This is a genomic window from Sphaerisporangium siamense (assembly GCF_014205275.1).
In the GTDB taxonomy this organism is placed as follows: domain Bacteria; phylum Actinomycetota; class Actinomycetes; order Streptosporangiales; family Streptosporangiaceae; genus Sphaerisporangium; species Sphaerisporangium siamense.
In genome coordinates this window covers 8,033,574-8,058,763 of the sequence record NZ_JACHND010000001.1, presented here as the reverse complement: position 1 = coordinate 8,058,763, position 25,190 = coordinate 8,033,574, and the positions used below count along the sequence as shown (strand labels likewise).

The 25,190-nt window shown below is 72.5% G+C and carries 19 protein-coding genes; 8 read left to right on the top strand and 11 right to left on the bottom strand.

Features of this window, described 5'->3' with window-relative positions; genetic code table 11:
* Window positions 1-83 precede the first annotated feature (83 nt).
* The 4 genes from BJ982_RS36395 to BJ982_RS36380 all read right to left on the bottom strand — a co-directional run bounded on the left by BJ982_RS36395 (window position 84) and on the right by BJ982_RS36380 (window position 3,418).
* Window positions 84-1,064: a sulfite exporter TauE/SafE family protein gene (locus tag BJ982_RS36395; RefSeq protein ID WP_184887719.1), complete on the bottom strand. Its 981-nt coding sequence runs from the start codon at window positions 1,062-1,064 to the stop codon at window positions 84-86.
* A 142-nt stretch (window positions 1,065-1,206) separates the two neighbouring features.
* Window positions 1,207-1,476 carry an SHOCT domain-containing protein gene (locus tag BJ982_RS36390; RefSeq protein ID WP_184887716.1) on the bottom strand — a complete coding sequence of 90 codons (270 nt, stop codon included), beginning with the start codon at window positions 1,474-1,476 and terminating at the stop codon, window positions 1,207-1,209.
* Window positions 1,477-1,655: 179 nt separating this feature from the next.
* Window positions 1,656-2,303 (bottom strand): response regulator, encoded by a 648-nt coding sequence (locus BJ982_RS36385; RefSeq protein ID WP_184887714.1) that lies wholly within the window; start codon window positions 2,301-2,303, stop codon window positions 1,656-1,658.
* Window positions 2,300-3,418: a sensor histidine kinase gene (locus BJ982_RS36380; protein WP_221482433.1), complete on the bottom strand. Its 1,119-nt coding sequence runs from the start codon at window positions 3,416-3,418 to the stop codon at window positions 2,300-2,302. Before BJ982_RS36380 ends, BJ982_RS36385 begins: the two co-directional genes overlap by 4 nt.
* Window positions 3,419-3,847: 429 nt before the next feature.
* Between BJ982_RS36380 and ggt the strand changes: the two genes are divergently transcribed.
* Window positions 3,848-5,680 carry a gamma-glutamyltransferase gene (ggt, locus tag BJ982_RS36375; protein ID WP_184887710.1) on the top strand — a complete coding sequence of 611 codons (1,833 nt, stop codon included), beginning with the start codon at window positions 3,848-3,850 and terminating at the stop codon, window positions 5,678-5,680.
* Window positions 5,681-6,046: 366 nt separating this feature from the next.
* Here the strand turns inward: ggt and BJ982_RS36370 are convergent, their stop codons facing one another.
* On the bottom strand, window positions 6,047-6,217 hold the full coding sequence (locus tag BJ982_RS36370) for a hypothetical protein (protein ID WP_184607899.1): 171 nt from the start codon (window positions 6,215-6,217) through the stop codon (window positions 6,047-6,049).
* Window positions 6,218-6,695: 478 nt separating this feature from the next.
* Complete coding sequence (locus BJ982_RS36365; RefSeq protein ID WP_184887708.1) at window positions 6,696-7,580, bottom strand: SURF1 family protein; 885 nt, start codon at window positions 7,578-7,580, stop codon at window positions 6,696-6,698.
* A 440-nt stretch (window positions 7,581-8,020) separates the two neighbouring features.
* Here BJ982_RS36365 and BJ982_RS36360 point away from each other — a divergent pair, with 440 nt between their 5' ends.
* Together BJ982_RS36360 and BJ982_RS36355 are read left to right on the top strand one after the other, a co-directional pair.
* Window positions 8,021-8,341 carry a DUF3817 domain-containing protein gene (locus BJ982_RS36360; protein WP_184887706.1) on the top strand — a complete coding sequence of 107 codons (321 nt, stop codon included), beginning with the start codon at window positions 8,021-8,023 and terminating at the stop codon, window positions 8,339-8,341.
* Window positions 8,342-8,506: 165 nt separating this feature from the next.
* The gene (locus BJ982_RS36355; protein ID WP_184607896.1) at window positions 8,507-8,698 is read left to right on the top strand and encodes a tail-anchor membrane protein; all 192 of its coding nucleotides are present in this window, start codon (window positions 8,507-8,509) and stop codon (window positions 8,696-8,698) included.
* 117 nt (window positions 8,699-8,815) lie between these two features.
* On the opposite strand, the gene BJ982_RS36350 is transcribed toward BJ982_RS36355, so the two are convergent.
* Both BJ982_RS36350 and BJ982_RS36345 read right to left on the bottom strand, forming a co-directional pair.
* Complete coding sequence (locus BJ982_RS36350; RefSeq protein WP_184887704.1) at window positions 8,816-9,772, bottom strand: LLM class F420-dependent oxidoreductase; 957 nt, start codon at window positions 9,770-9,772, stop codon at window positions 8,816-8,818.
* Window positions 9,773-9,922: 150 nt separating this feature from the next.
* Window positions 9,923-11,359 (bottom strand): carotenoid oxygenase family protein, encoded by a 1,437-nt coding sequence (locus BJ982_RS36345; protein ID WP_203958853.1) that lies wholly within the window; start codon window positions 11,357-11,359, stop codon window positions 9,923-9,925.
* Between the two features lie 99 nt (window positions 11,360-11,458).
* Between BJ982_RS36345 and BJ982_RS36340 the strand changes: the two genes are divergently transcribed.
* Window positions 11,459-12,526: a winged helix-turn-helix transcriptional regulator gene (locus BJ982_RS36340; RefSeq protein ID WP_184887700.1), complete on the top strand. Its 1,068-nt coding sequence runs from the start codon at window positions 11,459-11,461 to the stop codon at window positions 12,524-12,526.
* A gap of 88 nt (window positions 12,527-12,614) precedes the next feature.
* On the top strand, window positions 12,615-14,276 hold the full coding sequence (locus tag BJ982_RS36335; protein ID WP_239122707.1) for a class I adenylate-forming enzyme family protein: 1,662 nt from the start codon (window positions 12,615-12,617) through the stop codon (window positions 14,274-14,276).
* A 6-nt stretch (window positions 14,277-14,282) separates the two neighbouring features.
* Here BJ982_RS36335 and BJ982_RS36330 read toward each other — a convergent pair whose 3' ends face one another.
* A complete protein-coding gene (locus tag BJ982_RS36330) occupies window positions 14,283-15,176 on the bottom strand; it encodes an arylamine N-acetyltransferase family protein (protein WP_239122708.1) in 894 nt (297 codons plus the stop codon).
* Between the two features lie 82 nt (window positions 15,177-15,258).
* On the opposite strand from BJ982_RS36330, the gene BJ982_RS36325 reads away from it, so the two are divergent.
* Genes BJ982_RS36325 through BJ982_RS36315 form a run of 3 tightly spaced genes read left to right on the top strand, consistent with a single transcriptional unit; the run spans window position 15,259 to window position 20,493 of the window.
* Complete coding sequence (locus BJ982_RS36325; RefSeq protein ID WP_184887698.1) at window positions 15,259-15,942, top strand: response regulator transcription factor; 684 nt, start codon at window positions 15,259-15,261, stop codon at window positions 15,940-15,942.
* A complete protein-coding gene (locus BJ982_RS36320) occupies window positions 15,939-19,241 on the top strand; it encodes a DUF4153 domain-containing protein (protein ID WP_184887696.1) in 3,303 nt (1,100 codons plus the stop codon). Before BJ982_RS36325 ends, BJ982_RS36320 begins: the two co-directional genes overlap by 4 nt.
* A 34-nt stretch (window positions 19,242-19,275) precedes the next feature.
* A complete protein-coding gene (locus BJ982_RS36315; protein WP_184887694.1) occupies window positions 19,276-20,493 on the top strand; it encodes a hypothetical protein in 1,218 nt (405 codons plus the stop codon).
* 39 nt (window positions 20,494-20,532) lie between these two features.
* Here the strand turns inward: BJ982_RS36315 and BJ982_RS36310 are convergent, their stop codons facing one another.
* Both BJ982_RS36310 and BJ982_RS36305 read right to left on the bottom strand, forming a co-directional pair.
* The gene (locus BJ982_RS36310; RefSeq protein WP_184887692.1) at window positions 20,533-24,420 is read right to left on the bottom strand and encodes a CHAT domain-containing tetratricopeptide repeat protein; all 3,888 of its coding nucleotides are present in this window, start codon (window positions 24,418-24,420) and stop codon (window positions 20,533-20,535) included.
* A gap of 132 nt (window positions 24,421-24,552) precedes the next feature.
* Window positions 24,553-25,179, bottom strand: coding sequence for a LysE family translocator (locus tag BJ982_RS36305; RefSeq protein WP_184887691.1), 627 nt, complete (start codon window positions 25,177-25,179; stop codon window positions 24,553-24,555).
* Between the last annotated feature and the right edge of the window lie 11 nt (window positions 25,180-25,190).

Below are 25,190 nucleotides of genomic sequence, written 5' to 3'. Positions count from 1 at the left end.
GGGACAGAGTCGCACGTGATCCAAAGAGATGGAACGTAATCGACGGCTTCTTGCCGTCCGGCGGAACGCGTTTGACCCGCCTGTCAGTGCGGCGATCCGCCGTGCGGCGCGGCTGCCGAGGTGGTGGGCTGGGGTGTGTTTATGTTGATAAATCCGACGTACATCCCCATTCCGCATACGTAGCGAAGCCTCCCCGGCCGCTGGGGCGGCAGCCGCACGACGCGCTCGCCCGTGACCGGCAGCGCGACGTCCTGCCCCTGGATGGTCAGCGTGCGCGTGCACCCGTGGTTGTCCCGGGTGCGGAACACGATCTCGGCGGGCCGCCCCGCCTCGATGCCGGCCACACCCGGCAGGAAGCCGTGCCCGGTCGACCACACCGTGACGACCTGCGTCCCGTCCGGCAGGACGCGCCCGCCCGCCGTGGCGGCCCCGGCGGGCGCGTCCAGGTCCGGCGGCCACCCGCCGAGGCGCAGGCCCGCCACGATCGTCACCGCCCCCGCCACGATCGCCACCGCCGCGGCCAGGACGTTCAGCCTGGTCGCGGCGACCCGGCGCAGCAGTAGGCCGAGCAGCGCGAACGCGGGCGAGGTGCCGGTGACGAACCCGGCCATCACCGCCGCGCCGCCGAGCCAGCCCCCCGACGAGACCGCCACGGCCTCCATGCCGAGCGTGACCCCGCACGGGATCAGGACGGTGCCCGCGCCGAGCGCGGCCGCCCCCGTCCAGGGCCGCGCTCGCGCGGGCTCGTCACCGCTCGGCTCGTTCCCGCAGGAACCGCGACGGCGCAGCAGCCGCACGGCGAAGACGATCACCGTGACGCCCGCGCCCACCAGCAGCAGGGCCCGCGCCACGGGAGGGATGCGCACGACCTCGCCCAGCGCGCCCAGCAGGGCCCCCAGCGCCGTGTGCGCCACGAGCCGGCCGGTCACGAACGCCGGGACGGCCGCGCGCCCGCTCGTGCGCGCCACGCCGATGAGCACGCCCCCCTGCACCGCCGCGCACGACGCGCCCCCCGCCACCAGCCCGGCGGCGAAACCGCCGGCGAACAGCGCGGCGGGCGTCACCGCGCGGCGGCCACGACGGAGCCGGACCGTACGTGTGAGCGCACTCGTGTCCTCCCTGTGCCCTGCGCGTCAGCGAACCCTTACGGAAGGTAACCGGCCGCGGCGGAGGCGGCCAGTGACAGTTCGCTAACCGGCCCAGGGGTCAGTCGAAGCCGCCCCTGAGCACCGCCAGGCGCTGGAAGTACTCGTCGTCGCCCAGCTCGCCGCGCGCGTACCGCTCGGCGAGGATCTTCTCGGCCGCCGCCGTCGGAGACACCTGCGTGCCGCCGCCGGGCGCCCAGGGCGCCGTACGGGGGCTCCAGCCACGCCCGCGGGCTCTCAGGAACAGCGTGGCCATCGTGACCCAGAAGGCGGCCCAGAACAGCGGCAGGACCGGCCACCACGGTGCCGCGCCCCAATGCGCGAAGGGCATCTGCGTTCTCCTCGCTATCTCGTCGGTCGGAGTCATCCGATGCCCTTCACTCTTCTCCGCCGCGGCGGGCGCGGCATCGGCCCGGCGACGCGTCCTCCCCTACCGCGCGGGGCGGGTCCCGCCGCCCCCCGCCGTACTCCCCGGGTGGTACGCGGACGCCCCGCCGGCCCCCGCAGGGGTCAGAGCCAGCCCGGCCTCACCAGCCCCGACTCGTAGGCGATGACCACGAGCTGGGCGCGGTCGCGGGCCTGCAGCTTCATCATCGCCCGGCTCACGTGGGTCTTCGCCGTCGCGGGCGCCATGAACAGCTTCGCGGCGATCTCGTCGTTGGTCATGCCGGCGCCGACCAGCTTGAGCACCTCGCGCTCCCGCTCGGTGAGCTGGTCGATCCCCACCGTCACGCTCGGCTCCTTGGCCCTGCTCGCGTACTCGGCGATCAGCCGGCGCGTCACGCTCGGGGACAGCAGCGCCTCGCCCGCCGCCACCACGCGCACCGCCTGGATCAGCTCCGCCGGCTCGGTGTCCTTGACCAGGAAGCCGCTCGCGCCGCCGCGCAGCGCCTCGAAGACGTACTCGTCCAGCTCGAAGGTGGTGAGGATGATGACCTTCACCGCCGGGGGCATCGCGCGCGTCGCGGTGAGGCCGTCCATGCCGGGCATGCGGATGTCCATCAGCGCCACGTCGGGCCCGTGCTCCCCGGCCAGGCGGATCGCCTCGGCGCCGTCGGACGCCTCGGCCACCACGGTCATGTCCGCCTGGGCGTCGAGCAGGGCGCGGAACCCCGCGCGGACGAGAGCCTGGTCGTCCGCCAGCAGTACCTTGATCACTCGGTGTCCTCGGAAGAGTCGGGGCCCTCGACGGGCGGGACCGGAAGCCTGGCCTCGACGCGGAAGCCGGGATAGAGGGGGCCGGCGTACAGCGAGCCGCCCAGCGCCGCGGCCCGCTCCCGCATCCCCGGGACGCCATTGCCGCCGCCCTCGCCGCCGAACACGCTCGGCGCCGTCGCCCCGGTGTCGTCCACGCGGATCGTCAGGACGTCCCCGCCGTACATCAGCGTCACGGTGGCGCGCGCGCCCGGCGCGTGCTTGGTGACGTTGGTCAGCGCCTCCTGGACGATGCGGTACGCGGCCCGCTCGACGCCCGGCGGCAGCGGCCGGGCCCTCCCCACGATCTTCTTGACGACCGACGGGCCGCTGCGGGCGATCAGCTCGTCGAACTGGGCCAGCCCCGCCGTCGGGGAGCGCGGGGCGCCCTCGCGCAGCACGCCGAGCACCGACCGCATCTCGGTCAGCACGTCCTTGCTCGCCTGCTTGATCGTCGTCAGCGCCGTGCGGGCCTGCTCCGGATGCTCGTCCATCAGGTGCAGGGCCGTGGACGCCTGCACGTGGATGAGCGAGATGCTGTGCCCGAGCACGTCGTGCAGCTCCTGGGCCATGGTCAGGCGCTCCTCGCTGGCCTGGCGCCTGGACTCCTCCTCCTCGGTGCGCTCCCGCTCGGCGCGCTGTTCGCGCCGGGTGCGCACGACCTCGGCGACGGTCAGCACGACCAGGATGCCCGCCGCCAGCCCCGCGTGGTGGGTCCAGTCCAGCGGCCGCTTGCCGACCACCCAGATCATGTACGCCATCACCCAGGCGAACAGGCACCCCGAGGCGATCCACGCGGCGCGGCGGTGCCCGCGTACGACGGCGTTGAAGATGAGGATCACCGGGCTGAGGAAGACCGGGCCGTAGGCGTAACCGCCGTGGATGTAGACCAGCGTCGCGATGATCGCCCCCCACATCGCCAGCACCGGGCGCACGTGCCGGATGATCAACATCATCGGGCCGAGCGCGAGCAGCGCGAAGCCGGGGAACTCCAGCGGGACACGGGTGAACGGGTCCGAGGGGTGGATCTGCACCTTCTGCGCGCCCACCGACCCCATGAGCTGGAACGCTGCCACCATCGGCGGGAGCAGAGGTTCGAGGAGCCGACGGGGAGGTTTCGCGCGCACGTCCTGAACGGTATGCCAGCCGGACGACCGCCCGCATCGTCCCGCCGTGGCAGCGCCGCCTACGTTCGTCGTCGTACACGGCCCGCGCACCGACCCGGGGACCGTCAGGGCGATCCCTGGCTCCCGCACGGATTCTCGCGTAGCTTCCCCGCGGGTTCTCGGCGGACTCCTGTCGGAGGCGGCGGTTACACTCCATGACGGATGGTGACCGTGTGATCACAGGCGAGGAGTCGTACATGTCCGCATCACCGCTGCGTCCTTTACGGCATGGGGCTCGTGGTCCCGTGCCTGCGATGTTTCCCCAGGGTTCTCGGCCGCGATTGACCGTTCTTGTGAAGTTGTGAGTCAATGCTGATGCGATCTAGGGGAATGGGGTCCGCCATGATCTTCCGTCGCCTCGCCGTGCCGCTCGTGGGCGTCGCCGCGTCCCTCTCTCTCGTCGTGCCGCCCGGCATCGCCCAGGCGGCCCCCGGCGAGACGGCACGGGCCGTCCAGGCGGGGCAGCACGGCGGGCCGGCCAAGGTTCCCGTCGCCGAGGGCTACGGCGGCGCGGTCGCCACCGTCGACCTCGACGCCAGCAAGGCCGCGCTCTCCATCCTGAGACAGGGCGGCAACGCCATGGACGCCGCCGTCGCCGGCGCCGCCACGCTCGGGGTCACCGAGCCCTACTCCGCCGGCCTCGCCGGGGGCGGCTTCCTGGTCTACTACGACGCCAAGCGGCGCAGGGTCACCTCCATCGACGGCCGTGAGAAGGCCCCCCAGGCCATGACCGAGACCTCCTTGCAGGAGAACGGCGCCCCGATCCCGTTCGGCGACGCCGTGACCAGCGGGCTCTCGGTCGGCGTGCCCGGCAGCGTGGCGCAGTGGGAGCTGGCCCTGCGCCGCTACGGCACCGTCTCCCTCAAGCAGGCGCTCAAGCCCGCCGCCGAGGTCGCCGAGCACGGCTTCACCGTCGACCAGACCTTCTACGACCAGACCGTCCTGAACGCCGCCCGCTTCGCCGACTTCACCTCCACCGCCGCGCTCTACCTGCCGAACGGCGCCCCGCCGCCCGTCGGGTCCACCTTCCGCAACCCCGATCTCGCCGCCACCTACCGCGAGCTCGGCCGCCGCGGCGGCGACTGGCTCTACAAGGGACGGCTCGGCGACGAGATCGTGGCCACGGTGAAGGCGCCCCCGCTCAAGCCGGGGAGCACCCGCGTCGTCCGCCCCGGCCTCATGCAGACCTCGGACCTCCGCGCCTACCGCGCCCTGGAGCGCGAGCCCGCCAAGGTGACCTACAACGGCCTGGAGGTCTACGGCATGGCGCCGCCGTCCTCCGGCGGCTCCACCGTGGGGGAGGCCCTCAACATCCTGGAGGCCCTGCCCAAGGTCGGGCTCCACGAGTACCTGGAAGCCTCGCGGCTCGCCTTCGCCGACCGCAACGTGTTCGTCGGCGACTCCGACTACGTCAACGTCCCGCTGAAAGAACTTCTCTCGGACGGCTTCGCCAAGGAGCGCGCCTGCCTGATCGGCGACTTCGCGATGCCGCACCCCGCCTCGGCCGGGTCCCCCGACGGCGCCTACACCGGTTGCCAGTTCGAGGGCAACTCCGTCACCCCGACCCCGGATGAGCCCGACAAGCCCGAGGGCCCCGAGACCACCCACCTGGTCGTCGCCGACCGCTGGGGCAACGTCGCCGCCTACAACATCACCATCGAGCAGACCGGCGGCAGCGGCATCGTCGTCCCCGGGCGCGGCATCCTGCTCAACAACGAGCTCACCGACTTCACCTTCGGCCCCGCCCCCGGAGACCCGAACCTCCCGGCCCCGGGCAAGCGTCCCCGCTCCTCCATGGCCCCGACCATCATCCTCAAGGACGGCAAGCCGCTGCTCGCGGTCGGCTCGCCCGGCGGAGCGACGATCATCACCACCGTGCTGCAGATCCTCGTCAACCGCTTCGAGTTCGGCATGTCCCTGCCGGCCGCCGTCGCCGCACCGAGGGCCAGCCAGCGCAACATCCGGGACACCCAGGCCGAGCAGGCGTTCGTCGACCGCTACGGCATCGACCTGAACGCCAAGGGACACACGTTCGTCGCCGCCCCCGGCCCGCCCGCCGGCGAACTCGGCGCCGCCACGGCCCTGGAGTTCCTCGCCCGCGGCAAGATCCAGGCCGTGGCCGAGCCCGCCCGCCGCGGCGGCGGCAGCGCCCTGGTCCTCTCTCCTCGCCCTTGATTTCCGGCCCTCGCCCTGACGCCCTTGAGACGTCCGACAAGCGGGCGCCGACCTTGGGGCACCCTCGGCGTCCGGGCATGGGAAAGAGCGCCGACGGGGCATTCCGGCGGCGCTGGCGGCTTGAGCGGAAGGCGGTCGTCACCGGGCGATCAGCGGGCAGAACTTCACGCTGGGCGATCAGCGGAAGAACTCCCAAGCCGACGCCCGACCAGAACGGCACTCCCGACGGACGAACGGCTGAGGGGGGTCCTCAGCCGGCGACCGGGCGGAAACGTGCTCCCACCGGAAGGGCGGCCGGAAGGACTCCTGGCCGACGACCGGTCAGGTGCGCGTTCCCTGCGGACGATCAGCCAGAGGTACCGCTTCTCAGCGGACGACCAGGAAGACGATCACCGCGATGACGATGACGGCGGCGACGGCGACGATGGCCGGCACCAGGTAGGACCGCTGCGGCGGCGCCGCCTCGGGCTCCTGGCGCTGTGCGAAGGCCTTGAACTGCTGGGTGTTCCCGGCAGGGTCAATCTGAGGTTCGGACATGCCTCGACTTTAGCCATCCAAAGCCCTGCTTGACGCCCTTTATGCCAGTTAGGCGTAGGCACAACCCCGACCCCCAACCCCAGCTCCCCACCAGAACCGAGGAGCGCGGTCCCAGGCCGGGTCATCGAAACGGGCCCACCCTGGAACATCAGATCTTCCCGGTCAGGGGAGAGGTTGTTGTGGTTGAGGTGTGTTGATCCCACCCGTACCGCGCCGTCGTGGTTGAGGACCGCGATCCCACCCATCACCTGCGCGACCGGCGAACGCGAGGCGCGGGGGACGCGGACGCGAGGCGCGGGGGACGCGGACGCGAGGCGCGAGGGAAGAGGATCGCGGTCTTACCTCGGGGTGTTGAAACGGCCTGGTCAGAAACACCAGACGCTGTTCGCGATGCTCTGTCTGTCGAGGTCTGTTGATGCGGCCTGCTGCGGAAGATGTCCGGTGGCTTGGGTGCCGTGCGGCCGATGTTCTTCGGGGGTCAGGCCTGGGGGGAGGTGCCGAGGGCTGGGGTGGATGTGTCCGTGGTTTCGGTGGCGCGGGCTGCGCGGACGGCGTCTCGCACGAAGTGGAACCACATGAACACGGCGAAGGCGGCGAAGATCCACCATTGCGCGGCGTAGGCCAGGTTGCGCCAGGTGAAACCGCCCGCCGCGGTAGGCCCTGGTACCGCGACCAGTCGCATGTCCTGTACCTGGCCCTGGCTCCCGGCCTGCGCGCTTTCAGGCGTCTGGGGCGGCGCGGCCGTGGTCTGGCCGGGGCCGCCGGGCGGGACCGGGGTCACCTGGCTCGTGGCGACCACGAAGCCGTCCTGGAGACGGGTGCCGTGCCAGACGTTGATCAGCTGGGCGGTCGTGACCGTGGCGATCTGACCCTCGGGCAGAGGCGCGGTTCTGCGCCTGGCGAAGTCGCTCGGCTCGGACGGCTGGACGCGCCCGGAGAACCGGACCTGGCCGGAAGGGACGGCCACCGCAGGATCGGAGGCGGTGGCGACCCAGCCGCGTACGACCGGCATCAGGCTGCCGTCCGCGAGCTGCAGCGGCGTGAGCAGCCAGAAGCCCGCGTCCTTCTGGGCACCGCCGCCGGTCTCCACCGTGGGCGCGCGTTCGGCGACGAGCAACTGCCGGGAGGCGTCGAACGTGCCTTCCGCCGTGACCCGCCGGCTCAGCGCCTCGACCGGGACGCGCTTGCCCTCCTGCACGAGCGTGGACAGGGCGACCGGCGCGGGATCGGTGGCCGCGTGAGGCTTGCCCGACTCCTCGAAGACTCCGAGCTGCCAGCGCCCGAGGAGGGTGAAGGAGATCAGCACCCCGATCGTCACCAGGTGGAGTCCCACGAGGCGTGGCGAGAACAGCGTCCGGAGCATGCCTCCACGCTATCCGCCCCGCCTCATGGTCCCGCCCCCGGTCCGATCTCCACGGCGAAGATCCTCGGCGGTGTGTCGGCTGTTGCGCAGGCTGCGGGGCGATCATGGTGCCCGGCCAGGGCGGTGTGTACGGGTTGGATCACCGCACCTGACCGGGATGGTCTCTTCGGGCGGGGCTGTTTGGTGGTTCCAGGGGTGACGGCGGTTCTCCCTGCACCTCGCGTACGGCGGTTGTGCAGGTGATGGGGGGGATCAGGGCGCCTTGTGATCGCGTCTCTTTCCAAGGGTGGGCTTCGTTGGTCGGTGGTGTATGGGGTTGGTCACATGGGTGGGGGCGGGACGCCTGTCGGCGGGTGGGGGGCGTTGGGGGGAGTGTGTCCCGGGGGAGGGGGCGGGGTGGGGCCGGGATATCGTGTGGGGACCGTTTCGCTAGCGAGGTAATGATCGTCGTGGAATCCGCGTTCAAGCCCTTCCGGGTGATGGCCTACGTCGTCGGCTGCATGCTGCTCGCCCTCGTGGCCGCCATGGTCGTGAAGTACGGCTTCGGCAACGCCACGCCCACCGCCATCGTCAGCCCCGTGCACGGCTTCGTCTACGCCGTCTATCTGCTGACCGCGCTCAACCTGGGGCTGAAGGCCCGCTGGTCCTGGCCGTACACCGTCGGAGTGCTCCTCGCGGGCACCATCCCCTTCCTGTCGTTCTTCATCGAGCGCAAGGTCGCCCAGCGCGTGCAGGAGCAGCTCGACGCCGTCGCCGCGTGACCCGACCCGCTGACGCCCCGGCCTCTCGCCGGACCCGGTGCCCGGAAAGGGATGTGGCCGTTCACGTCGTGTGGCGGAACTCGCGCCCGTCAGCCGCTCGTTGAGGTGACGACGCAGAATGGCGTGTGGGGAGGTCCCCCGCTCGGCGAAGAGAAAGGCCCGGCCATGTCGCCACTCGGAAAGTACTACGTCGGCGCGGCGATCGCCTCCGTGCTCGTCTTCCTGCTGCTGCCGACTCCGATCGACCTGCTGCTCGTGGTGGCGATCCTGGGCGCGCCAGTGGCCGTGTACTTCATGCTGGACGAGTCCCAGCGCGCCCGCCTGCGCCGCATCCGCCGCCGCCAGATCGGCCGCTGACCCGCCGCCATGGCTTTCCGTCACGTGGCCGGCCGTTCGCGCGGCCGCGTGACGAGAGGCCGGCGTCGCCTCCCGATCGGGGGATCAGGCCGGGCACGGGCACGAACCATCGACGCTTCAGGATGAGGGGCCTTCGGCGAGGGCTTTGAGGGTGGTCTCGCCGTAGGGGTCGGTGTCGGTGCTGACGGGGACGAGGGCGACCTCGTCCACGCCGGCCTCCGCGTAGGCGTCGAGGCGGTCCATGATCTCCACCGAGTCGCCGAGCAGCGCGACCGATTCGAGTAGTTCGTCGGGGATGGCGGGCAGCAGGTCGCGCGGGTGCGGCCGGGTACGCGCGTAGGCGACGATGTCGGCGAACCCGGCCTCGGCGAACATCTCGCCGTAGCCGGGCGCGGCGAGGTAGGGCAGGACGCCGCGGCGGACCTGTTCGACGGCGGCGGGGTCGGGGTCGACGGCGGCGACGACCCAGGCGGCGACCCGGGTGGCGGGGTTCAGCAGCCTGAGGTCGGTGATGAGCCGCGCCGCCGAGGCGGGGGTGAGCAGGTTGAGCACCATGCGGTCGGCGAGCGCGGCGGCGCCCACCGCGGCGGGCCCGAAGGCCGCGACGGTCAGCTCGCATCGGGGCGCGGGCAGCCGCAGCCGGTATCCCGCACAGGAGACCTGCGCGCCGGAGAAGGCGGACTTGTCGCCGTCGAGCAACGGCCGCAGCGCCTGGACGGCCTCGCGCAGCGCCGTGCTCGCGCCCGCGCGGGACCTGCCGTGCCATTCCTCGACCACGACGGGGCTGGAGGTGCCGAGCGCGACGTGGACCGGCCTGCCCGTCAGGTCGGCCACCGACGCCGCGCCCATGGCGATCATCATGGGGTCGCGGACCGTGACCGCGAGCGGCCCGACGGTGAGCCCCACGCGGCGCGTGCGCATGCCGATGGCGGTGGCGAGGGCGAACGCGTCGTACGTCGCCATCTCGCCGACCCACACCTCGGCGTAACCCTGCTCGTCCGCGATCTGCGCGGTCCGCACCGCCTCGTCCGCCGGACGGTCCTGCCACAGCCCCAGCGAGACGCTGAGCCTCATCCGTGAAACACCTGCCCTCAGCCGCGGGAGGCGCCGTGCCCCGTCAGGCATGCCGTCCACCCCGGGCATGCCTGACGCCTAGTCAACCCCATAGGGGCCGGACCTACCAGAGCCCGTGCGGACGCCGCCCCCCGCATTCGGTGATGCGGTTCACCTGAGCTGGTCCGCGCGCACCCAGGTGGCGTGGAATCCTAGCGGCACCCGCCGGGGGAGCAGGACACGGGCGAGAGGCCCGGCCGTGAGATCGGCGGCGGACAGGATCTGTACCTCCGAGGTCCCCTCGCGTTCGTCGGTGACGAAGGTGACCAGGTAGCCGTCGTCCTCGCCGGTGGCGCCGTCGCGGGGCGCGAAGGGGGCCTCGCTGCCGTAGCGGTGTTCGCCGAAGCGGTGGTGCTGCCGCTCGCCGGTCACGTTGTCGTACCGGACGATGCCGTCGAACAGGTTGGTGTCGGCCTTCTTCACGGTCACGTTGTACGCGTACCGCGTGGCGTACCCGGTCCTGCGGGTGTCGATCGAGGGGAACTCGGTGTTCTGCTCCTCGTCCACGAACCCCTCCGACGTCCGCCCGGTGCGCAGGTCGAAGCGGTACCGGTACAAGCGGGCGTCCAGCTTGAGGTACGACAGCATGCGCGACAGCGGGCTGCCGGAGCCGCTGGGGGCCGGGCGCGACACCCGGCACACGTCCATGACGATCTCGTCTCCGGACTCCCAGGCGTTGACCACGTGGTAGATGTAGCAGGGCTTGGCCTCGAACCAGCGGACGTCCCCGGCCGCGCCCCGCCGGGGGATCACCCCGAAGCGCGAGGGCAGTCCGCGGTCGAAGGTCAGCTTGTACCGTCCGTGCCGCGCCGCGTCCTGGTCCTGGAACAGCGGCAGGTCCATCAGCACCGCGTGGTTCTCGGTGATCGCCATGTCGTGCGGCAGGCGCGCCCCCGGCAGGTCGATCTCGACGAGGTGCTCCACCGTCCCGCCCGCGCCGACGACGCCGTAGCGCAGGTACGGCGGGCGCGGGCCGTAGTCGAACCAGAACAGCTCGCCGGTGCGCTCGTCGGCCTTGGGGTGGGCCATGAAGTCGCCGGTCAGCGTGTCCAGGAAGGTCTCGGCTCCGAGGGTCTCCAGGGACAGCGGGTCCAGGGCGTACGGCGAGCCGCACAGGTACCAGGTGGCCAGCACCTTGCCCCGGTGGAAGATCAGGTCGGTGTTGGCGGAGTCCTTCAGGTTGATCCCGCGGCTGTTGCCGAAGGGGTTGCCCTTGGGGTTCTCCATGACGCCCGTCCACAGCGACCTGCCGGCGGCGGACTCGGCGTCGAAGGCGCGGGTGCGGACGTACCGGTTGCGGTAGCGGGCCGTGCCGTTCTCGAAGTGCATGGCGTGGACCATGCCGTCGCCGTCGAACCAGTGGTAGCGGCCGTGCGCCGGGTGGCGCGCGTTGGGCCCGTTGCGCAGGTAGACCCCGTTCAGGTCGCGCGGGATCTCGCCGACGACCGTGAGGTCCCCGGCGGTGATCTCCTCATGTACCGGCGCGTACACGCCGAGGAGATAGGGATTCGGCTCGCCGGACTGGTCCAGGACCGTCGCGGCCGCCATCGGTTGTTCCCTCATTCCAGGAAACTATGATAAAGAAAGTCAGCCAGTCAACGCGCGACCATGGCCCGCCGTTCACCGGCGGTGTTTAAAGTGGGCGCGGTGAAGACCAAGGAAACACCGGCCGAGGTCGGGGCCACCCGCGTCGCGGCCGGACGGGGGGTGAGCGCCGTCGACCCGATCGACGCGCCCGAGGGGAACGCCGCCGACGGCGCCCCCGCGGGCGAGACCACGATCGGCGGACCAGGAACCGAGGGGGCGCCCGAGCTCAGCGGCATCGGGCGGGCGCTGTCCATCCTCGGCGACCGCTGGGTCCTGCTGATCCTCCAGCGGGCGTTCCTGCTCCGCATCCGCACGTTCGCCGGCTGGCGCGACGAGCTCGGCATCTCCGAGTCCGTCCTCGCGGCCCGCCTGAAAGAGCTCGTCGAGAACGGCATCTTCGTCCAGCAGGCGTACCGCGACGGCCGCACCCGCCTGGAGTACCGGCTCAGCGACGCCGGCCTGCGGCTGTGGTCCCTGCTCGTCGCCATCTACAGCTGGGAGCGCGACTGGGCCGGCCGCGCGGACCTGCCGCCGCTGATCCACCACTCCTGCGGCCACGACGCCCACCCCTACCTGGCCTGCGGGTCCTGCCACAAGCCGATGACAGCCCGCGACACCCACACCGAGCGCGGCCCCCTGGCCACGTTCTCCCGGATCGGCCTGGCCCGCCAGCACCGCCGCACCACCGCGCGCGGCGACGTCCGCACCGACTTCCTCGGTTACCTGCCGTCGTCGCTGGAGATCCTCGGTGACCGCTGGAGCACCAGCGTCCTCGCGGCGGCCTTCCTCGGCGTGCGGCGGTTCGTGGACTTCCAGAACGAGCTCGGCATCGCGCCCTCGGTGCTCACCGACCGGCTCAAGCGGTTCGTCGAGCTCGGTGCGCTCCAGCCCGCCACCGGCCGCCAGTACCGTCTCACCGACCGGGGGCTGGCGTTCTTCGAGGTCTTCGCGTTCCTCGTGTACTGGGGCCAGCGTGAGCTCCCCGGGCCCGAGGGGTCCGATCTGGACATCACGCACAAGCCGTGCGGATCGCCGCTGCGCCCGGTGCTCCAGTGCCGGCACTGCGACGAGGTGCTGGCGCGCCGCGAGGTCCGTTTCGACCTGTCCGCCACCCCCGATCGGGGCTGAATTCCGGCGTCGGAGTCGGCTCGGTGAAGATCTCGCCGGACCCATTGACCCGCCCGCTTCGGGATCCATAGTGTCGGCCCATCCTGCGATGGGAGTCGCGATGGGGCTGCACCCGCACGAGCGTGTCGAGCAGTACACCGGTGACGGCTGGTGGACCGGAGACACCGTCGACCGGCTGTTCCGGGACAAGGTCGCGGCGCGGCCGGGCGCCGTCGCGATCGTGGACCCGCCGAACAAGCCGAGCCTGATGGACGGCGCGGTCCGTCGCCTGTCGTGGGCCGAGCTCGACGTCGAGGTGGACAGGATCGCCGCGGTCCTGCTGGAGTCCGGCGCCGCGGCGGGCGACGTGGTGGCGGTCCAGCTCCCGAACAGCGTGGAGCTGGCCGTGACCTTCCTGGCCGCGGCCAGGATCGGCGCCGTGATCACCCCGCTGCCCGTGCAGTACCGCGAGTACGAGCTCACCCAGGTGATCACCATGGCCGGCGTCAAGGTGTTCGTCACCGCCGACCGGGTGGGCGACCGCGAGAACGCCGAGATCGTCCGCAGGCTGGAGGTCCCCGCGCCCCCGGTCGTCCTGGCCTGGGGCGACCCGGCGCGGGACCTGGAGACCGCCACCGCCGACCCGGCCGTGCTCGCGGCGCACCTCAAGGGGCTGGAGACCGACCCCAACGACTGCGTGACGATCTGCTGGACCTCCGGCACCGAGGCCACCCCGAAGGGCGTGCCCCGCTGCCACTACGACTGGTTCGCCGTCGAGAACACCACCACCGCGGCTCCCGCGCTCACCGGCGACGACGTCGTGCTCAACCCCTTCCCCATGGTCAACATGGCGGGCATCGGCGGCGTCTTCCTGCCCTGGCTGCGCGCCGGGTTCGTGCTGGTCCAGCACCACCCCTTCGACCTTCTCGTCTACCTCGACCAGATCGCCGAGGAGCGCGTCACCTACACCCTCGCCCCGCCGGCCCTGCTCACCATGCTGTTGCAGAAGCCCGAGATGCTGGAGCGCTACGACATCGCGTCGCTGACGCGCATCGGCTCCGGCTCGGCGCCGCTGCCGCCGTGGATGGTCAAGGGCTGGCAGGAACGCCACGGCATCGCCATCATCAACTTCTTCGGCTCCAACGAGGGCATCGCCCTGCTGTCCGACCCGGTGAACATCCCCGACCCCGAGGAGCGCGCCCGGTTCTTCCCCAGGCCCGGCGCCGCGGGCGACTGGCCCGGCACGCTCGCCGCCACCCGCGTGAAGCTCGTGGACCCCTCGTCGGGAGAAGAGATCACCGAGCCGGGGCGGCCCGGCGAGCTGCGCCTGTCCGGGCCGACGGTCTTCGCCGGCTACCTGCCCGGCACGGCCGCGGCCGATCCGTTCGACGAGGACGGCTACCTGGTCACCGGGGACGTCTTCGAGATCGCCGGGCCCGGCGGGCGGTACCTGCGGTACGTGGACCGCACGAAGGACCTGATCATCCGGGGCGGCGCCAACATCTCCGCCGCCGAGCTGGAGGGCCTGCTCGCCGGGCACCCCGCCGTGATGGAGGTCGCCATCGTGGGGTACCCGGACGAGGTGCTGGGGGAGAGGGTGTGCGCGGTGGTCGTGCCCCGGGACGACGTCGACCTCCCCGCGCTGGTCTCCTTCCTGCGCGACAAGGGCCTCGCCTCCTACAAGCTGCCCGAACGGCTGCAGATCGTGGAGGGTCTGCCGCGCAACGCGGTCGGCAAGATCCTCAAACGGGAGCTGCGCGACCGGCTCTGAACCCGCTCAGGACACCGTGGCGGCGAGCCAGCTCTCGTGCGCCTCGCTCAGCCGCTCCCACAGCGCGTCCTTCTCGCGCGGGTCCACGTCCTCCAGGGTGAGGCCGAAGACGTCGGCCAGCGCCTCGAAATAGTCGCGCGAGGTCGGCAGCGTCATGCGTGTCGCGCCCGAGCCGATCCTGGTCAGCACCAGGCCGCGCAGGGTGTCCGCCCCGGCCGCGTCGCGCCGCTGCACGCACAGCGCCTTCATGAACGACGAGGCCGGCGAGGTGGACAGCTCCTCGTGCTTCGCCGTGAACGCCGGCATCGGCACGGCGCCCGGCCGCAGGTCCATGCCGAGGAAGCTGCCCGACGGGTCGTGCTCCAGGCGCCAGCCGCCCGGCTCGGCCGCCGAGGGCCGCAGCCCGTACGCGAACCCGCCCTGCCGGTGTACGCCCTCGACCAGCGGCACCGGCTCGTGCGGCCCGTCCCCGAGCCCCACGTCCACCAGCCACCCGCCGCCCGGGTTGGCCGCGGTCGGCAGGCCGGACACCGTGAGCGCCAGATGGTTGCCCCGGGCGCCCGCCGGGTCGTCGGCCGAGCCCTGCACCCCGGCCATGTGCCGGGTCACCTGGTACCCCAGCGCCTCCAGCAGCAGCGCCAGCGCGCCGTTGAGGTGGTAGCAGTAGCCGCCCCTGCCGCGCAGCACGCGGCCGGCGGACTCCACGGCGTCCACGGTCGTCGGATGCCTCAGCCAGATGTGGAACGTCTCGTACGGCACCCGTTCGACGTGCGCGCGGTGCAGGCGGGCGAGGGACTCGGGGCTCGGCGGGCCGGTGAGGTCGTCCAGCCCGAGACGCCGCAGATACCGCGGAGCCAGGGGCGCCATGGGCGTCATGGTCGCGTCCAGAGAATCGGTCACCGGCCAAGCTAACCAAGCCCTGCATAAGATCTACACATTTCGCCAGGGATTGTCTGCACGGGCCCGTCCTAGGCTTCTCGACGTGACTGACCAGCGACGCATTCTCGTGGTAGAGGACGACACCACCATCGCGCTGGCCGTGCGCGACCGGCTCGGCGCCGAGGGCTTCGACGTCCGCGTCGCCGGTGACGGCGAGGAGGCGCTGGCCGCGTACGGCAGGGCCGAGCCCGACCTGGTGATCCTCGACCGGCTGCTGCCGGGACTGGACGGCCTGGAGGTCTGCCGCCGCATGCAGGCCGCCCGCCCGGTGCCGGTGCTGATGCTCACCGCGCTCGCCGAGGAGACCGACGTGCTCGTGGGGCTCGGCGTCGGCGCCGACGACTACCTGACCAAGCCGTTCAGCATGCGCGAGCTGGTGGCCAGGATCCACGCGCTGCTGCGCCGCGTGGACCGCGCCGCCCAGCTCGTCCACGAGGACACGGTGATCCGGGTGGGTGACGTCGAGATCAACACCGCCGAGCGCCGGGTGTTCGTCCGCGGCACGGAGGCCCAGCTCACCCGCACCGAGTTCGACCTCCTGCGGCGGCTCGCCGAACGCCCCGGGCACGTCTTCGAGCGCGATCGGCTGCTCTCCGACATATGGGGCTTCTCCGAGGCCGCCGCGACGCGGACCGTCGACAGCCACGTGCGGGCGCTGCGCCGCAAGCTCGGCGCGGGCGTCGTCCGCACCGTGCACGGCGTCGGCTACGCCCTGGTGCGGCCATGAGACCCCTCGACTTCCTCGGCCGCATCAAGATCAAGCTCGGGCTCGTCATCCTGCTCGCGGTCGCCACCGCGTTCGCCATCAACGAGTACGGCCGCGCGCTCGGCGTGGACGCCGTCACCCGCATGGGCCTGGCCGCGCTGCTCAGCGTCGGCATGGTCCAGCTCCTCGGCCGGGGCATGACGCTGCCGCTGCGCGAGATGGCCGCCGCCGCCCAGACCATCGCCAAGGGCCGCTACGGCATGCGCGTCAGCGCCACCTCCCGCGACGAGGTCGGCGAGCTGGCCCGCGCCTTCAACGCCATGGCCGCCGACCTCGGCGAGGTGGACCGGCAGCGGCGCGAGCTCGTGGCCAACGTGAGCCACGAGCTGCGCACGCCCATCGCCGGGCTGCAGGCCGTGCTGGAGAACGTCGTGGACGGCGTCTCCGCGCCCGACCCGGCGACGCTGAGCACCGCGCTCGCCCAGACCCAGCGGCTCGGCCGGCTGGTCGCCCAGCTCCTCGATCTGTCCCGCCTGGACTCCGGGTCCCGGTCCATCGAACGCGAGCCCGTGGAACTGGCGGGGCTCTGCGGCCAGGCGGTCCGCGAGGCCGCCCTGAAACGGGACGACGTGGCGCTGACCTGCGACGTGCCCGCGGGGCTCGGCGTCCACGCCGACCCGGCGCTGCTCGCCCAGGTGCTCGCCAACCTGCTCGACAACGGCGTCCGGCACAGCCCGCCGGGCGGCCGGGTGCGGGTCCGGGCACGCGCCGAGGGCACGGGGGTGCGGCTCCGCGTGACCGACGAAGGGCCCGGCATCCCCGAGCCGGAGCGGCCCCGCGTCTTCGAGCGCTTCTCCCGCCTGGACGCGGCCCGCGCGGCCGACGCGGGCGGGGCCGGGCTGGGGCTGGCCATCGTGAAAGAGATCGTCGAAGTGCACGGCGGCTCGATCAAGGTCGCCGACACGCCGACCGGCTGCCACATGGTGGTCGACCTCCCGGAAAGGACCACCACCATGCCGGCCCCCGCCGACCCCCCACCGCCCCCTGCGTCCATCCGCACCCCCGCTCCATCCTCTGCGTCCGCTTCCGCCCTCGCCCCCGCTCCATCCTCGGTCTCCACTTCCGCCCTCGCCCCCGCGTCCGTTTCAGGGCTTCGCGCGGCACACGGGCCGCGCGAACTCTCCGAGGGCACCGGGGCCGGCCACGGCCAAGGCCGAGAGCCCGGCCACGGCGAGCCGCGCGTAGCGGCGGGCACCACCGCCTCCAGCACCTCGGACGTCCGCGTCGCGCCCCTCTCTCACGCCCGGGAAGCCACCCCTGCCGTCGTCTCCGCCCCGGCGGCCGCCGAGGTTTCCGCCACCACACCTGGGCGGGACCCGGGAGCCCCGGCCGTCCCGGAGCCGGCGGGCGGGCAGACGGGCGCCCCGGCCGTCCGGGAGGCCGAAACCCCCGCCACCGCCGGCTCCGGAGCCGTGCCCGGCCCCGCCGGGCCCCCGGCCGCGGGGCCGTCGCGGTACCCGGGCCCGGAAGGGTACGCCATGCCGCCACCGCCGCCGTATCCCGTGCTGCGGGCTCCCTACCGCCCGTCCGAGCGCACTCCCCAGGCCGCCACGCGATGGGGGAAGAGCTTCGCCGGCGGCCTGCTGGGCCTGGTGTGGGGGTTCGTCGTCGGCGTCTCGCTGGCGTTCTTCCTCGTCTACTTCTTCGGCGGCGGCTACGGGGTCGTGGCGACGCTGCTCTTCTCCGCGGGAGGCACGGTGCTGGGCGCGTCACTGAGTTACCGCAGTGCCCGATCGTCGGAGGCCACCGCGCCGCCGGACCACGGCGGGGCGCGGCCCGGCGAGGTCTACGTGCCGCCGCCCCTGCTGCCGCGCCCGACCCTGCCGGACACGCCCAGGTTCGTCCCCGCGCTCGCGGCGGTCGTCGGCCTCTTCGCCGCGATCACGCTGCCGGAGAGCAGGCCCGGCCTCGGGTTCGTGCTGGTGGCGATCGCCGTGGGCGCGGCCGTCCTGCCGTGGGCCCGCCGGCGCGTCACCCCGTGGACGGCGGCGTTCGGCCTGCTGGCGTACTCGCTGGTGGCGGTGGCGTTGTTCCGGGACGGCGACTGGCTGGTCGGCCCCATGATCCTCGCCGGCTTCGCCATGGCGGCGCTGGCCGTCTCCGGCGGCGGGCGGAGCTGGCTCGGGGTCGTCAGGGGAGGGATGTCGGTCCTGCTCGCGCTCCCGCCGGTCCCGTGGTTCCTTGCCAAGCCGTTCAAGACGATCGACCGCCGCCGTCTCGGGCCGGTGGCCGCCGGGCTGGCCCTGTCGCTGGTCCTGATCCTGCTGTTCGGGCTGCTGTTCGCCTCCGCGGACGCGGTCTTCTCCTCGTTCGTGGAACGCCTGTTCACCGCCCCCGACTGGGCCGCCACCCTGCCGTTCCGCCTGCTGGTGTTCGTCCTGTTCGCCGCGCTCGTCGCCGGAGCCACGCTCGTCGCGCTGCGCCCGGTGGCCGAGCCGCGGGTGCGGGCCCGGCGCAGGCGGGTCAACCCCACGCTGTGGACGACCCCGCTGGTGGCGGTGAACCTGCTGTTCCTCGCGTTCGTGACCGTGCAGATCACGACGCTGTTCGGCGGCAACCGCAAGGTCGTCCAGACGGCCGGGCTGACCTACGCCGAGTACGCCAGGTCCGGCTTCTTCGAGCTGGTCGCGGTGAGCGTCTTCGTGCTCGCCATCGTCGCGGTCGCGGCCGGGCTGCTGGCCCCCGAGGGCCGCGCGCGCTGGGCGCTCGCCGGGCTGCTCGGCCTGCTGTGCGCGCTCACCATGGTCGTCCTCGCCTCCGCCCTGCACCGCCTCGACCTGTACATCGACGCCTACGGGCTGTCGCGGCTGCGTGCCTCGGTGGTCGCGGCGATCTGGTGGCTCGGCGCGGTGTTCGCGCTCGTCCTGGCCGCCGGCGCGCTGCGGATGGCGCGGCGCGGCGCGTCCTGGCTGCCCCGCACGCTCGTGCTCGTCACCGCCCTGACGATGGTGCTCTTCGCCGCCTGGAACCCCGACCTGCGCGTCGCCGAAAGCCAGATCGACAAGCGGGGCGTCGCACGGCTCGACATCGACTACCTCGGCGACCTCGGCGCCGAGGCCGTGCCCGCCGTGGACCGGCTGCCCGAGCCGGCCCGGAGCTGCCTGCTGGAGGAGATGGCCGCCGCGTCCAGGTACGGCAAGGCCGACCCGTGGAACGGCTGGAACCTCGCCCGCCGCGAGGCCCGCGAATCGCTCCATGCCCGACCTTTGCTGGACCGGTCTCTGCTCAGCTGTGAAGATATAGGGTCGCCTGGGACATAGTCAGACAGCGGGCACCCTGAAAGGCACGGCTGCGTTGGAGGGTTCGGTACACGTCCATGTCGAGGATGTCAGGGACGAAGGCGCCCGTGAGGTCCTCGACAGGATCGCCGGGTACGGCGTGCGCGAGGTCACCGTGGCCGTCGCCTCCCACGCCGCCCGCGACATCACCCCCCACGGCGCCTCGCGGGTGACCCTCCGCTCCGACGGCGTCCACTTCCCTCCGCCCGAGGACCTGTTCGCCGGCCTGCGCCTGACGCCGCCCGTGCAGCCGGGCGCGGCCGACGAGCCGCTGGCCGCGCTGCGCGAGGCCGCCGCCGACCGTGGCATGCCCCTGCACGGCTGGGCGGTGTTCCTGAACAACGTCACGCTCGGCCTGGCCAACCTCGACCTCACCGTGCAGGACTGCTTCGGCGGCAGGGGCTCGCCCGGGGCGCTGTGCCCGGCGCAGCCCGACGTGCGGCGGTACGCGGTCGCGCTCGCCAGGGCCGTGGCCCGCCAAGGGGTGAGCAGCGTCGTCGCCGAGTCCCTCCACTTCGGGACGTTCGCCCACGGCTACCGGCTGGAACGGTCGTACGTCCCGCTCGGCCCCATGGACGAGTTCCTGCTCGGCCTGTGCTTCTGCGGCTGGTGCATGCGGCGGGCCACCGACCTCGGCGTCAAGGCCGAGGTCGCGCGGGAGGAGTGCGCGAGGATCGTCGGCGGCGTGCTGGACGGCGACCCGCCCGCGCAGGGCGAGGTCACCCGTGCGGCGCTCACCGCCTACGCGGGCCCGGAGGTCGTGGCCTACGCCCGCGCCCGCTCCGAGACCGTGACGTCCCTGGTCAGCGAGGTCTCCTCCGCCGTGGCGGGCGAGGGCTCGCGGCTCACCTTCGTGGACGGCACCGGGCACGCCAAGGGGTACGCCGACGGCCTGCCCCCGGCGGGGCTCGCGGCGCACGACGCCTGGCAGTTCGGCGTGGACCTGGTCGCGCTCGGCGACCTGGTGCCGTCCTTCGGCGTGCTCGCCTACGCCAGGGACGCCGCCCGGGTGGCCGACGACGTCGGCGCGTACCGCCGCTCGGTGGGCAACGACCGCGAGCTGCGGGTGGTGCTACGTCCCGGCCGCCCCGACACCGACTCCGAGGACCGCCTCGCCGCCAAGGTCCGCGCCGTCAGAGCCGCCGGCGGCGACGCCGTCGACTTCCACGCCTACGGCCTCGTCCCCTACAACGTCCTCAACCGCATCCCCACCGCCCTGGCGCTCCGCCCGTAACCCTCTCGGACGCACCTGGCGATCGTCGGGGCCCGGTCGTCAGCCCCCCACGTGGATGTGGGCAGCCCACAATGAGGGATCGGCCGGGTGGCGGTCGCGGGCGGCACGCACGGCATCGTGCAGAGCGTGGGCGGCCCTGGCGGTGTCCAGGGTTCCGTCGCGGGTGGTCAGCCCGGTGTAGAAGGCGTTGGCGATGGTGGCGGCCAGCCGATCGTTGATCTGCCATAGGGTGCCGATGACATGCGGGAACCCGGCCAACTGGAAGGCCGAGGCGAGATGGATGGCCTCGTCCGCCAGCGTGTTCGCGGACGTCAAGGCGGTGTTACAGGCGGACAGGTAGGCCAGGCGGGCGTGGTCCAAGGTGAGGGGCGCCAGCGCGGCCACGGTGAGCGGATCGCTTTCGTGGTCGTGGAGGAGCAGGCGGCTGTTGGAGGGGTCGACGGGGTCGCTGACCCCGTGGCAGGCGAAGTGCGCGATCGCGCAGCCGTTCAGGTGCGTCAGGACGTTCGCGGCGGTGGGAACCGGGCCGGCGCCGTGAGGTGCGACCGGCGTGGGGTCCGAGGGTGCGGTGGGGGCGGTCAGGATTACGGCGTGGGGGAGGCGGGCGCGGACCTTGGCGATCTCGGCGGGCACGTTGGGCAGGAGTCCTTGGCCGGGCAGGCCGGGGGTGGTGGGCATGCCTACGATCAGGTCCCGCGTCGCCGCCGGAGCGCGGGTGCCAGCGCGCTGACGGGCGTGGCGCAGGGCGGTCACGGTAGGTGTGTAGGAGGAGACGACCCGGTCCAGGACCGTACGCCGTCCTGGGCCAGGGGGGTCGGCGTGGTGGCCGGCGGCGTGGACGGGCAGCAGGCCGAGGACCCCGCCCGGCGCCCACCACACTCGCGGCCACTCCTCGCCCGGCGCGGGTGCGCCATGGTGGCCCAGCGCGCCCAGCACCGGTCCGGCGACCGCGTCCCACAACCAGGCCAAGGTCTTCGCGATCACGTCTTGGGCGCCGATCCGCCCAGCCGGGGGGACGTCGGGCGCGGTGGTCGCGGGCAGGGCCCGGTGGAAGGCGTGGACACGGGTGGCCACGGCGGTGGTGGTGAGGCCGGGCAACTCGATCGCGGTGAGGCCGCCGGACGTGAGCAGCAGCGCGTCGCCGCGGCGGTCGCTGACGTTGAACACCACCACCGGCCCTGAGGCGGCCTGGGCCGCCAGTTCATCGACGCTCGGAGGAAGGGCGAAGGAGACGAACCCTTCCAGGTGGCGGATGTGTTCCAGCAGCGCGGCGAACTCCTCGGCCGCCCGGATGCGGTCTCGCGGGTTCCGCTCGCCGCGCCCGGCCGTCGTCGCGGGGATGGGCGTCGTTCCATCGGGATCGGTGGGCCGGTCCAGCAGGTCGCGCAGGTCGACGAACCGCGCTGCCAGCTCAGGGTGACGGGCGTGCAGGTCGGTCAGGTCGCTGCGGGTGTGGAGCGCCTGGCTGAGCAGGACCGCCCGCGCCGCCTCCAGCAGCCGCAACGCCCGCCACGGCCGTTCGCCCGCAGGCGTTCCCGGGTCGGACAGCGCCAGTGCGGCCGCGGCGGCGCCCAATCCGGCGAACTCGCCTAGCGCGTGCTGCTGATCCGGCCGTTCCAGCCGCCGCGAGGCGATCTGCGGCAACAACAGGACCGCCTGCTCCAACAGGCCGGCGGCCATACCCGGCCATGACGAGGCGGCCAGGAGGGCGCCGGCCCGGGCCGCCTGGACACGAAGCGACGCCGCAGCCGGGGCGAGTGCCACGGCGTCCGCGTAGGCCGACACCGCCGCGTCCAGGTCCCTCACCGTCCCGGTCCGCCGGCATCGATCTTTCAGCACGTGACCCAGATTGAGCAGTCGTTTGGCGCGATGAGGGCTGTCGGCAGGGGTGGCGGCCACCGCACGGCCCGCGGCCTCGATCGCGTCATCCAGATCCGACACGGTCCCGGTTCGCTTGAACCGGGCCTGCAGCGAGCCCGCCAGGTTGGACAGGCGCCCAGGATGCTCGATGTGGCCGGGCGGGGTGGCGGTCACCGCCTCGCGGGCGGCCTCGACGGACTCCTCCAGGTCGGTTGTGCCCTTGGTGCGCCCGAAGCGCAGCAGCAGCATATAGCCGAGGTTGGACAGGAACATGGCACGGCAGGGATGGTCGGCGGGACTGGTGGCCACGGCCTGCCGACCGGCTTCGATCGCCTCGTCCAGATCCGCCAAGATACCGGTGCGCTCGAACCGCGCCCATAGGACGGCGCCCAGGTTGGAAAGGAATCCCGCCTGATCAGGGCTGTCGGCCGGGGTGGCGGACACCGCTCGCCTAGTGACGTGGATCGCCGCGTTCAAGTCGGTCGTCGATCCCGTGTGGTTGAAGCGGGCTCGCAGCGCGTTCCCCAGGTTGGAGAGGATCCCGGCGCCCTGGACATGGCCGGACGGGCAGGCGGCCAGCGCCTGGCGGCCGGCTTCGACCGCCTCGTCGAGATCGGCCGTTCTCCCGGTGCGTTCGAAACGCACCAGCAGCGTGAATGTCAAGTTGGTCAGGATCCCGGGGTACTCGATATGGCCGGGTGGGATGGCGGACACCGCCTCGCGTCCCGTCTCGATCGCCTCGTCCAGGTCGGTCATGGCCCCGGTGTGTTCGAACCGCGCGCGGAGCGCGTATCCCAGATTAGCCAGGAACCGGGCATGGTTCGGGTTTCCGGCGGGGGTGGCCGCCAGCGCTCGCTGTTGGGCCCCGATCGTCTCGTCCAGGTCGGCCATGACGCCGGTGCGCTGGAACCGGGCGAACAGCGACCCTGCCAGGCCGGACAGGCATGTGGCGTGGTGGGGGTGATCCTGCGGGGCGATGGCGAGCGCCTGACGACCGGCTTCGAGGGCATTGTTCAGATCCGCCATCGCTTGAGTGCGCGTGAACCGGTTCCGCAGTGCGTTCCCCAGGGTGGACAGGTACAAAGCGAGGTGGGGATCGCCGGGCGAGGCGTCGGCCGTCGCCTGGCGGCACTTCTCTGTCGCCTCGTCCAGATCGCTCATGGCCCCGGTGAGCTGGAACCGGACGAGCAGCGTGCCCCCCAGAGCGGCCAGGCACACGATGCGGCCGGGGGACCAGGCGTCGGCGGTGACCAGCGCCTCGCGGCCGGCCCGCACCGCGTCGTCCAGGTCGGTCACGGCCCCGGCGTGCTCGAAACGGCTCTGCAGTCCCTGCGCCAGATGGAACAGGATGGTGGTGCGAAGCGCGTGATCGGACGGGGTGATGGTGAGCGCCTCACGGGATCTTTCGATGGCGTGGTCGAGGTCCATCGACGTCCCGGCGCGCCGGAACCGGGTGAACAGCGCGTTGGCCAGGTCGGACAAGATGGCGGCGCGAGCGGGTTCGGCGATGGGGATGGTGGACAGCGCCCGGTGGCATGTCTCGATGGCGCGGTCGAGGTCCTTCATCGCCTGGGTCTCATGGAACCGGGCGAGCAGGGCACTCGCTAGATGGGACAGCCGCACGGCACGGTCGGGATGGTCGTCCGGCGTGGCGGCCCAGACGCGTTGCGACAGCCGGACCAGCCCTGACGTCAAGGCCGGATCCGTGCATTCGGACACATGGTGGAGAAGCTCCTCCACCGCTGGGGCCGTCTGATCGGCCAGGACGGGCAGCAGTGCCTCGGGCAGGTCGCCGTGACCGGTGATGAAGCAGGGGGTGAACATGGCGATCGCCGTGATCAGATCGGTGCGGCTCCGCTCCTTGGGCAGGCCCAGGTAACGGTAGAAATGCAGCCAGCCGAGCAGGTACAGGGCTTCGTGGCCGGCCCCGTCGTCGGGGAGGCTCGTGGCGAGGCGCTCGGCTTCGACCAGCGCGGCCCGGTCCAACACCGGCGAGAGATCTCGGGTGGCGGCGACCCGCTGGAGCCGGGCGCGTACGAACGCTAAGTGATCTTCACCCTCTGCCATGCACCCTCCTCTGCCCATGAACCGAACGCGAGAGTAGTGCCACTCTTGGAGCCAAGGCGGGGATTCGACGGATATGGCCGCCACATCCGCACGTCGCCGTTCCCAGGCCTGTTCGGTCCGCATCCCGATGGCTCAGTGGGAGCGGGCGCCGCCGGTCAGGGCGGTGGCGACGCCGAGGCCGAGGTAGACGAATCCGCTGATGTATCTGAGCAGGCCGCTCCGGCGGCGCATGGCCCGGCTCAGCATGCTCGCGCCCACGGCGTACACCAGGTCGGTGACGATGCCGAACGCCAGCAGGGTCAGGCCCAGCACGATGATCTGCAACGCGGGGGAGCCGGCGGCGGGGTCGACGAACTGCGGCAGGAAGGCGAGGAAGAACAGGATCACCTTGGGGTTCAGCACGTTGACGACGACGCCCTCCAGGAACACGCGGGGGAGAGGCTGGGGCGTGGCGGCCTGCCCGGCCTGGTGTCCCCGGTCGGCCAGCGTGCGGACGCCGAGGTAGACAAGGTAGGCGACCCCGGCCCACTTCACGGCGGTGAAGGCGGCGGCCGACCGGGCGATCAGGTAGGAGAGGCCCGCCGAGGCGGCGGCGATGTGCACCAGCGTGCCGGTCTCGACGCCGACCGCCGAGGCGATGGCCGCCGCACGCCCCTGGGCGATGCCCCGGGCGGTGATGTAGAGCGCGTTCGGACCAGGGACGGCCACGAGCGCGAGCGCGGCCAGGGAGAAGACGACCAGGGTCGAGGGGGCGATCATGCCCTCGACCC

Coding starts and splice junctions, on each gene's coding strand:
- BJ982_RS36360 (WP_184887706.1), top strand. CDS start 8,021: ATGATCGTCGTGGAATCCGCGTTCAAGCCCTTCCGGGTGATGGCCTAC.
- BJ982_RS36370 (WP_184607899.1), bottom strand. CDS start 6,217: ATGTCCGAACCTCAGATTGACCCTGCCGGGAACACCCAGCAGTTCAAG.
- BJ982_RS36390 (WP_184887716.1), bottom strand. CDS start 1,476: ATGCCCTTCGCGCATTGGGGCGCGGCACCGTGGTGGCCGGTCCTGCCG.
- BJ982_RS36380 (WP_221482433.1), bottom strand. CDS start 3,418: ATGGTGGCAGCGTTCCAGCTCATGGGGTCGGTGGGCGCGCAGAAGGTG.
- BJ982_RS36310 (WP_184887692.1), bottom strand. CDS start 24,420: ATGGCAGAGGGTGAAGATCACTTAGCGTTCGTACGCGCCCGGCTCCAG.
- BJ982_RS36350 (WP_184887704.1), bottom strand. CDS start 9,772: ATGAGGCTCAGCGTCTCGCTGGGGCTGTGGCAGGACCGTCCGGCGGAC.
- ggt (WP_184887710.1), top strand. CDS start 3,848: ATGATCTTCCGTCGCCTCGCCGTGCCGCTCGTGGGCGTCGCCGCGTCC.
- BJ982_RS36335 (WP_239122707.1), top strand. CDS start 12,615: ATGGGAGTCGCGATGGGGCTGCACCCGCACGAGCGTGTCGAGCAGTAC.
- BJ982_RS36320 (WP_184887696.1), top strand. CDS start 15,939: ATGAGACCCCTCGACTTCCTCGGCCGCATCAAGATCAAGCTCGGGCTC.
- BJ982_RS36305 (WP_184887691.1), bottom strand. CDS start 25,179: ATGATCGCCCCCTCGACCCTGGTCGTCTTCTCCCTGGCCGCGCTCGCG.
- BJ982_RS36345 (WP_203958853.1), bottom strand. CDS start 11,359: ATGGCGGCCGCGACGGTCCTGGACCAGTCCGGCGAGCCGAATCCCTAT.
- BJ982_RS36365 (WP_184887708.1), bottom strand. CDS start 7,580: ATGCTCCGGACGCTGTTCTCGCCACGCCTCGTGGGACTCCACCTGGTG.
- BJ982_RS36355 (WP_184607896.1), top strand. CDS start 8,507: ATGTCGCCACTCGGAAAGTACTACGTCGGCGCGGCGATCGCCTCCGTG.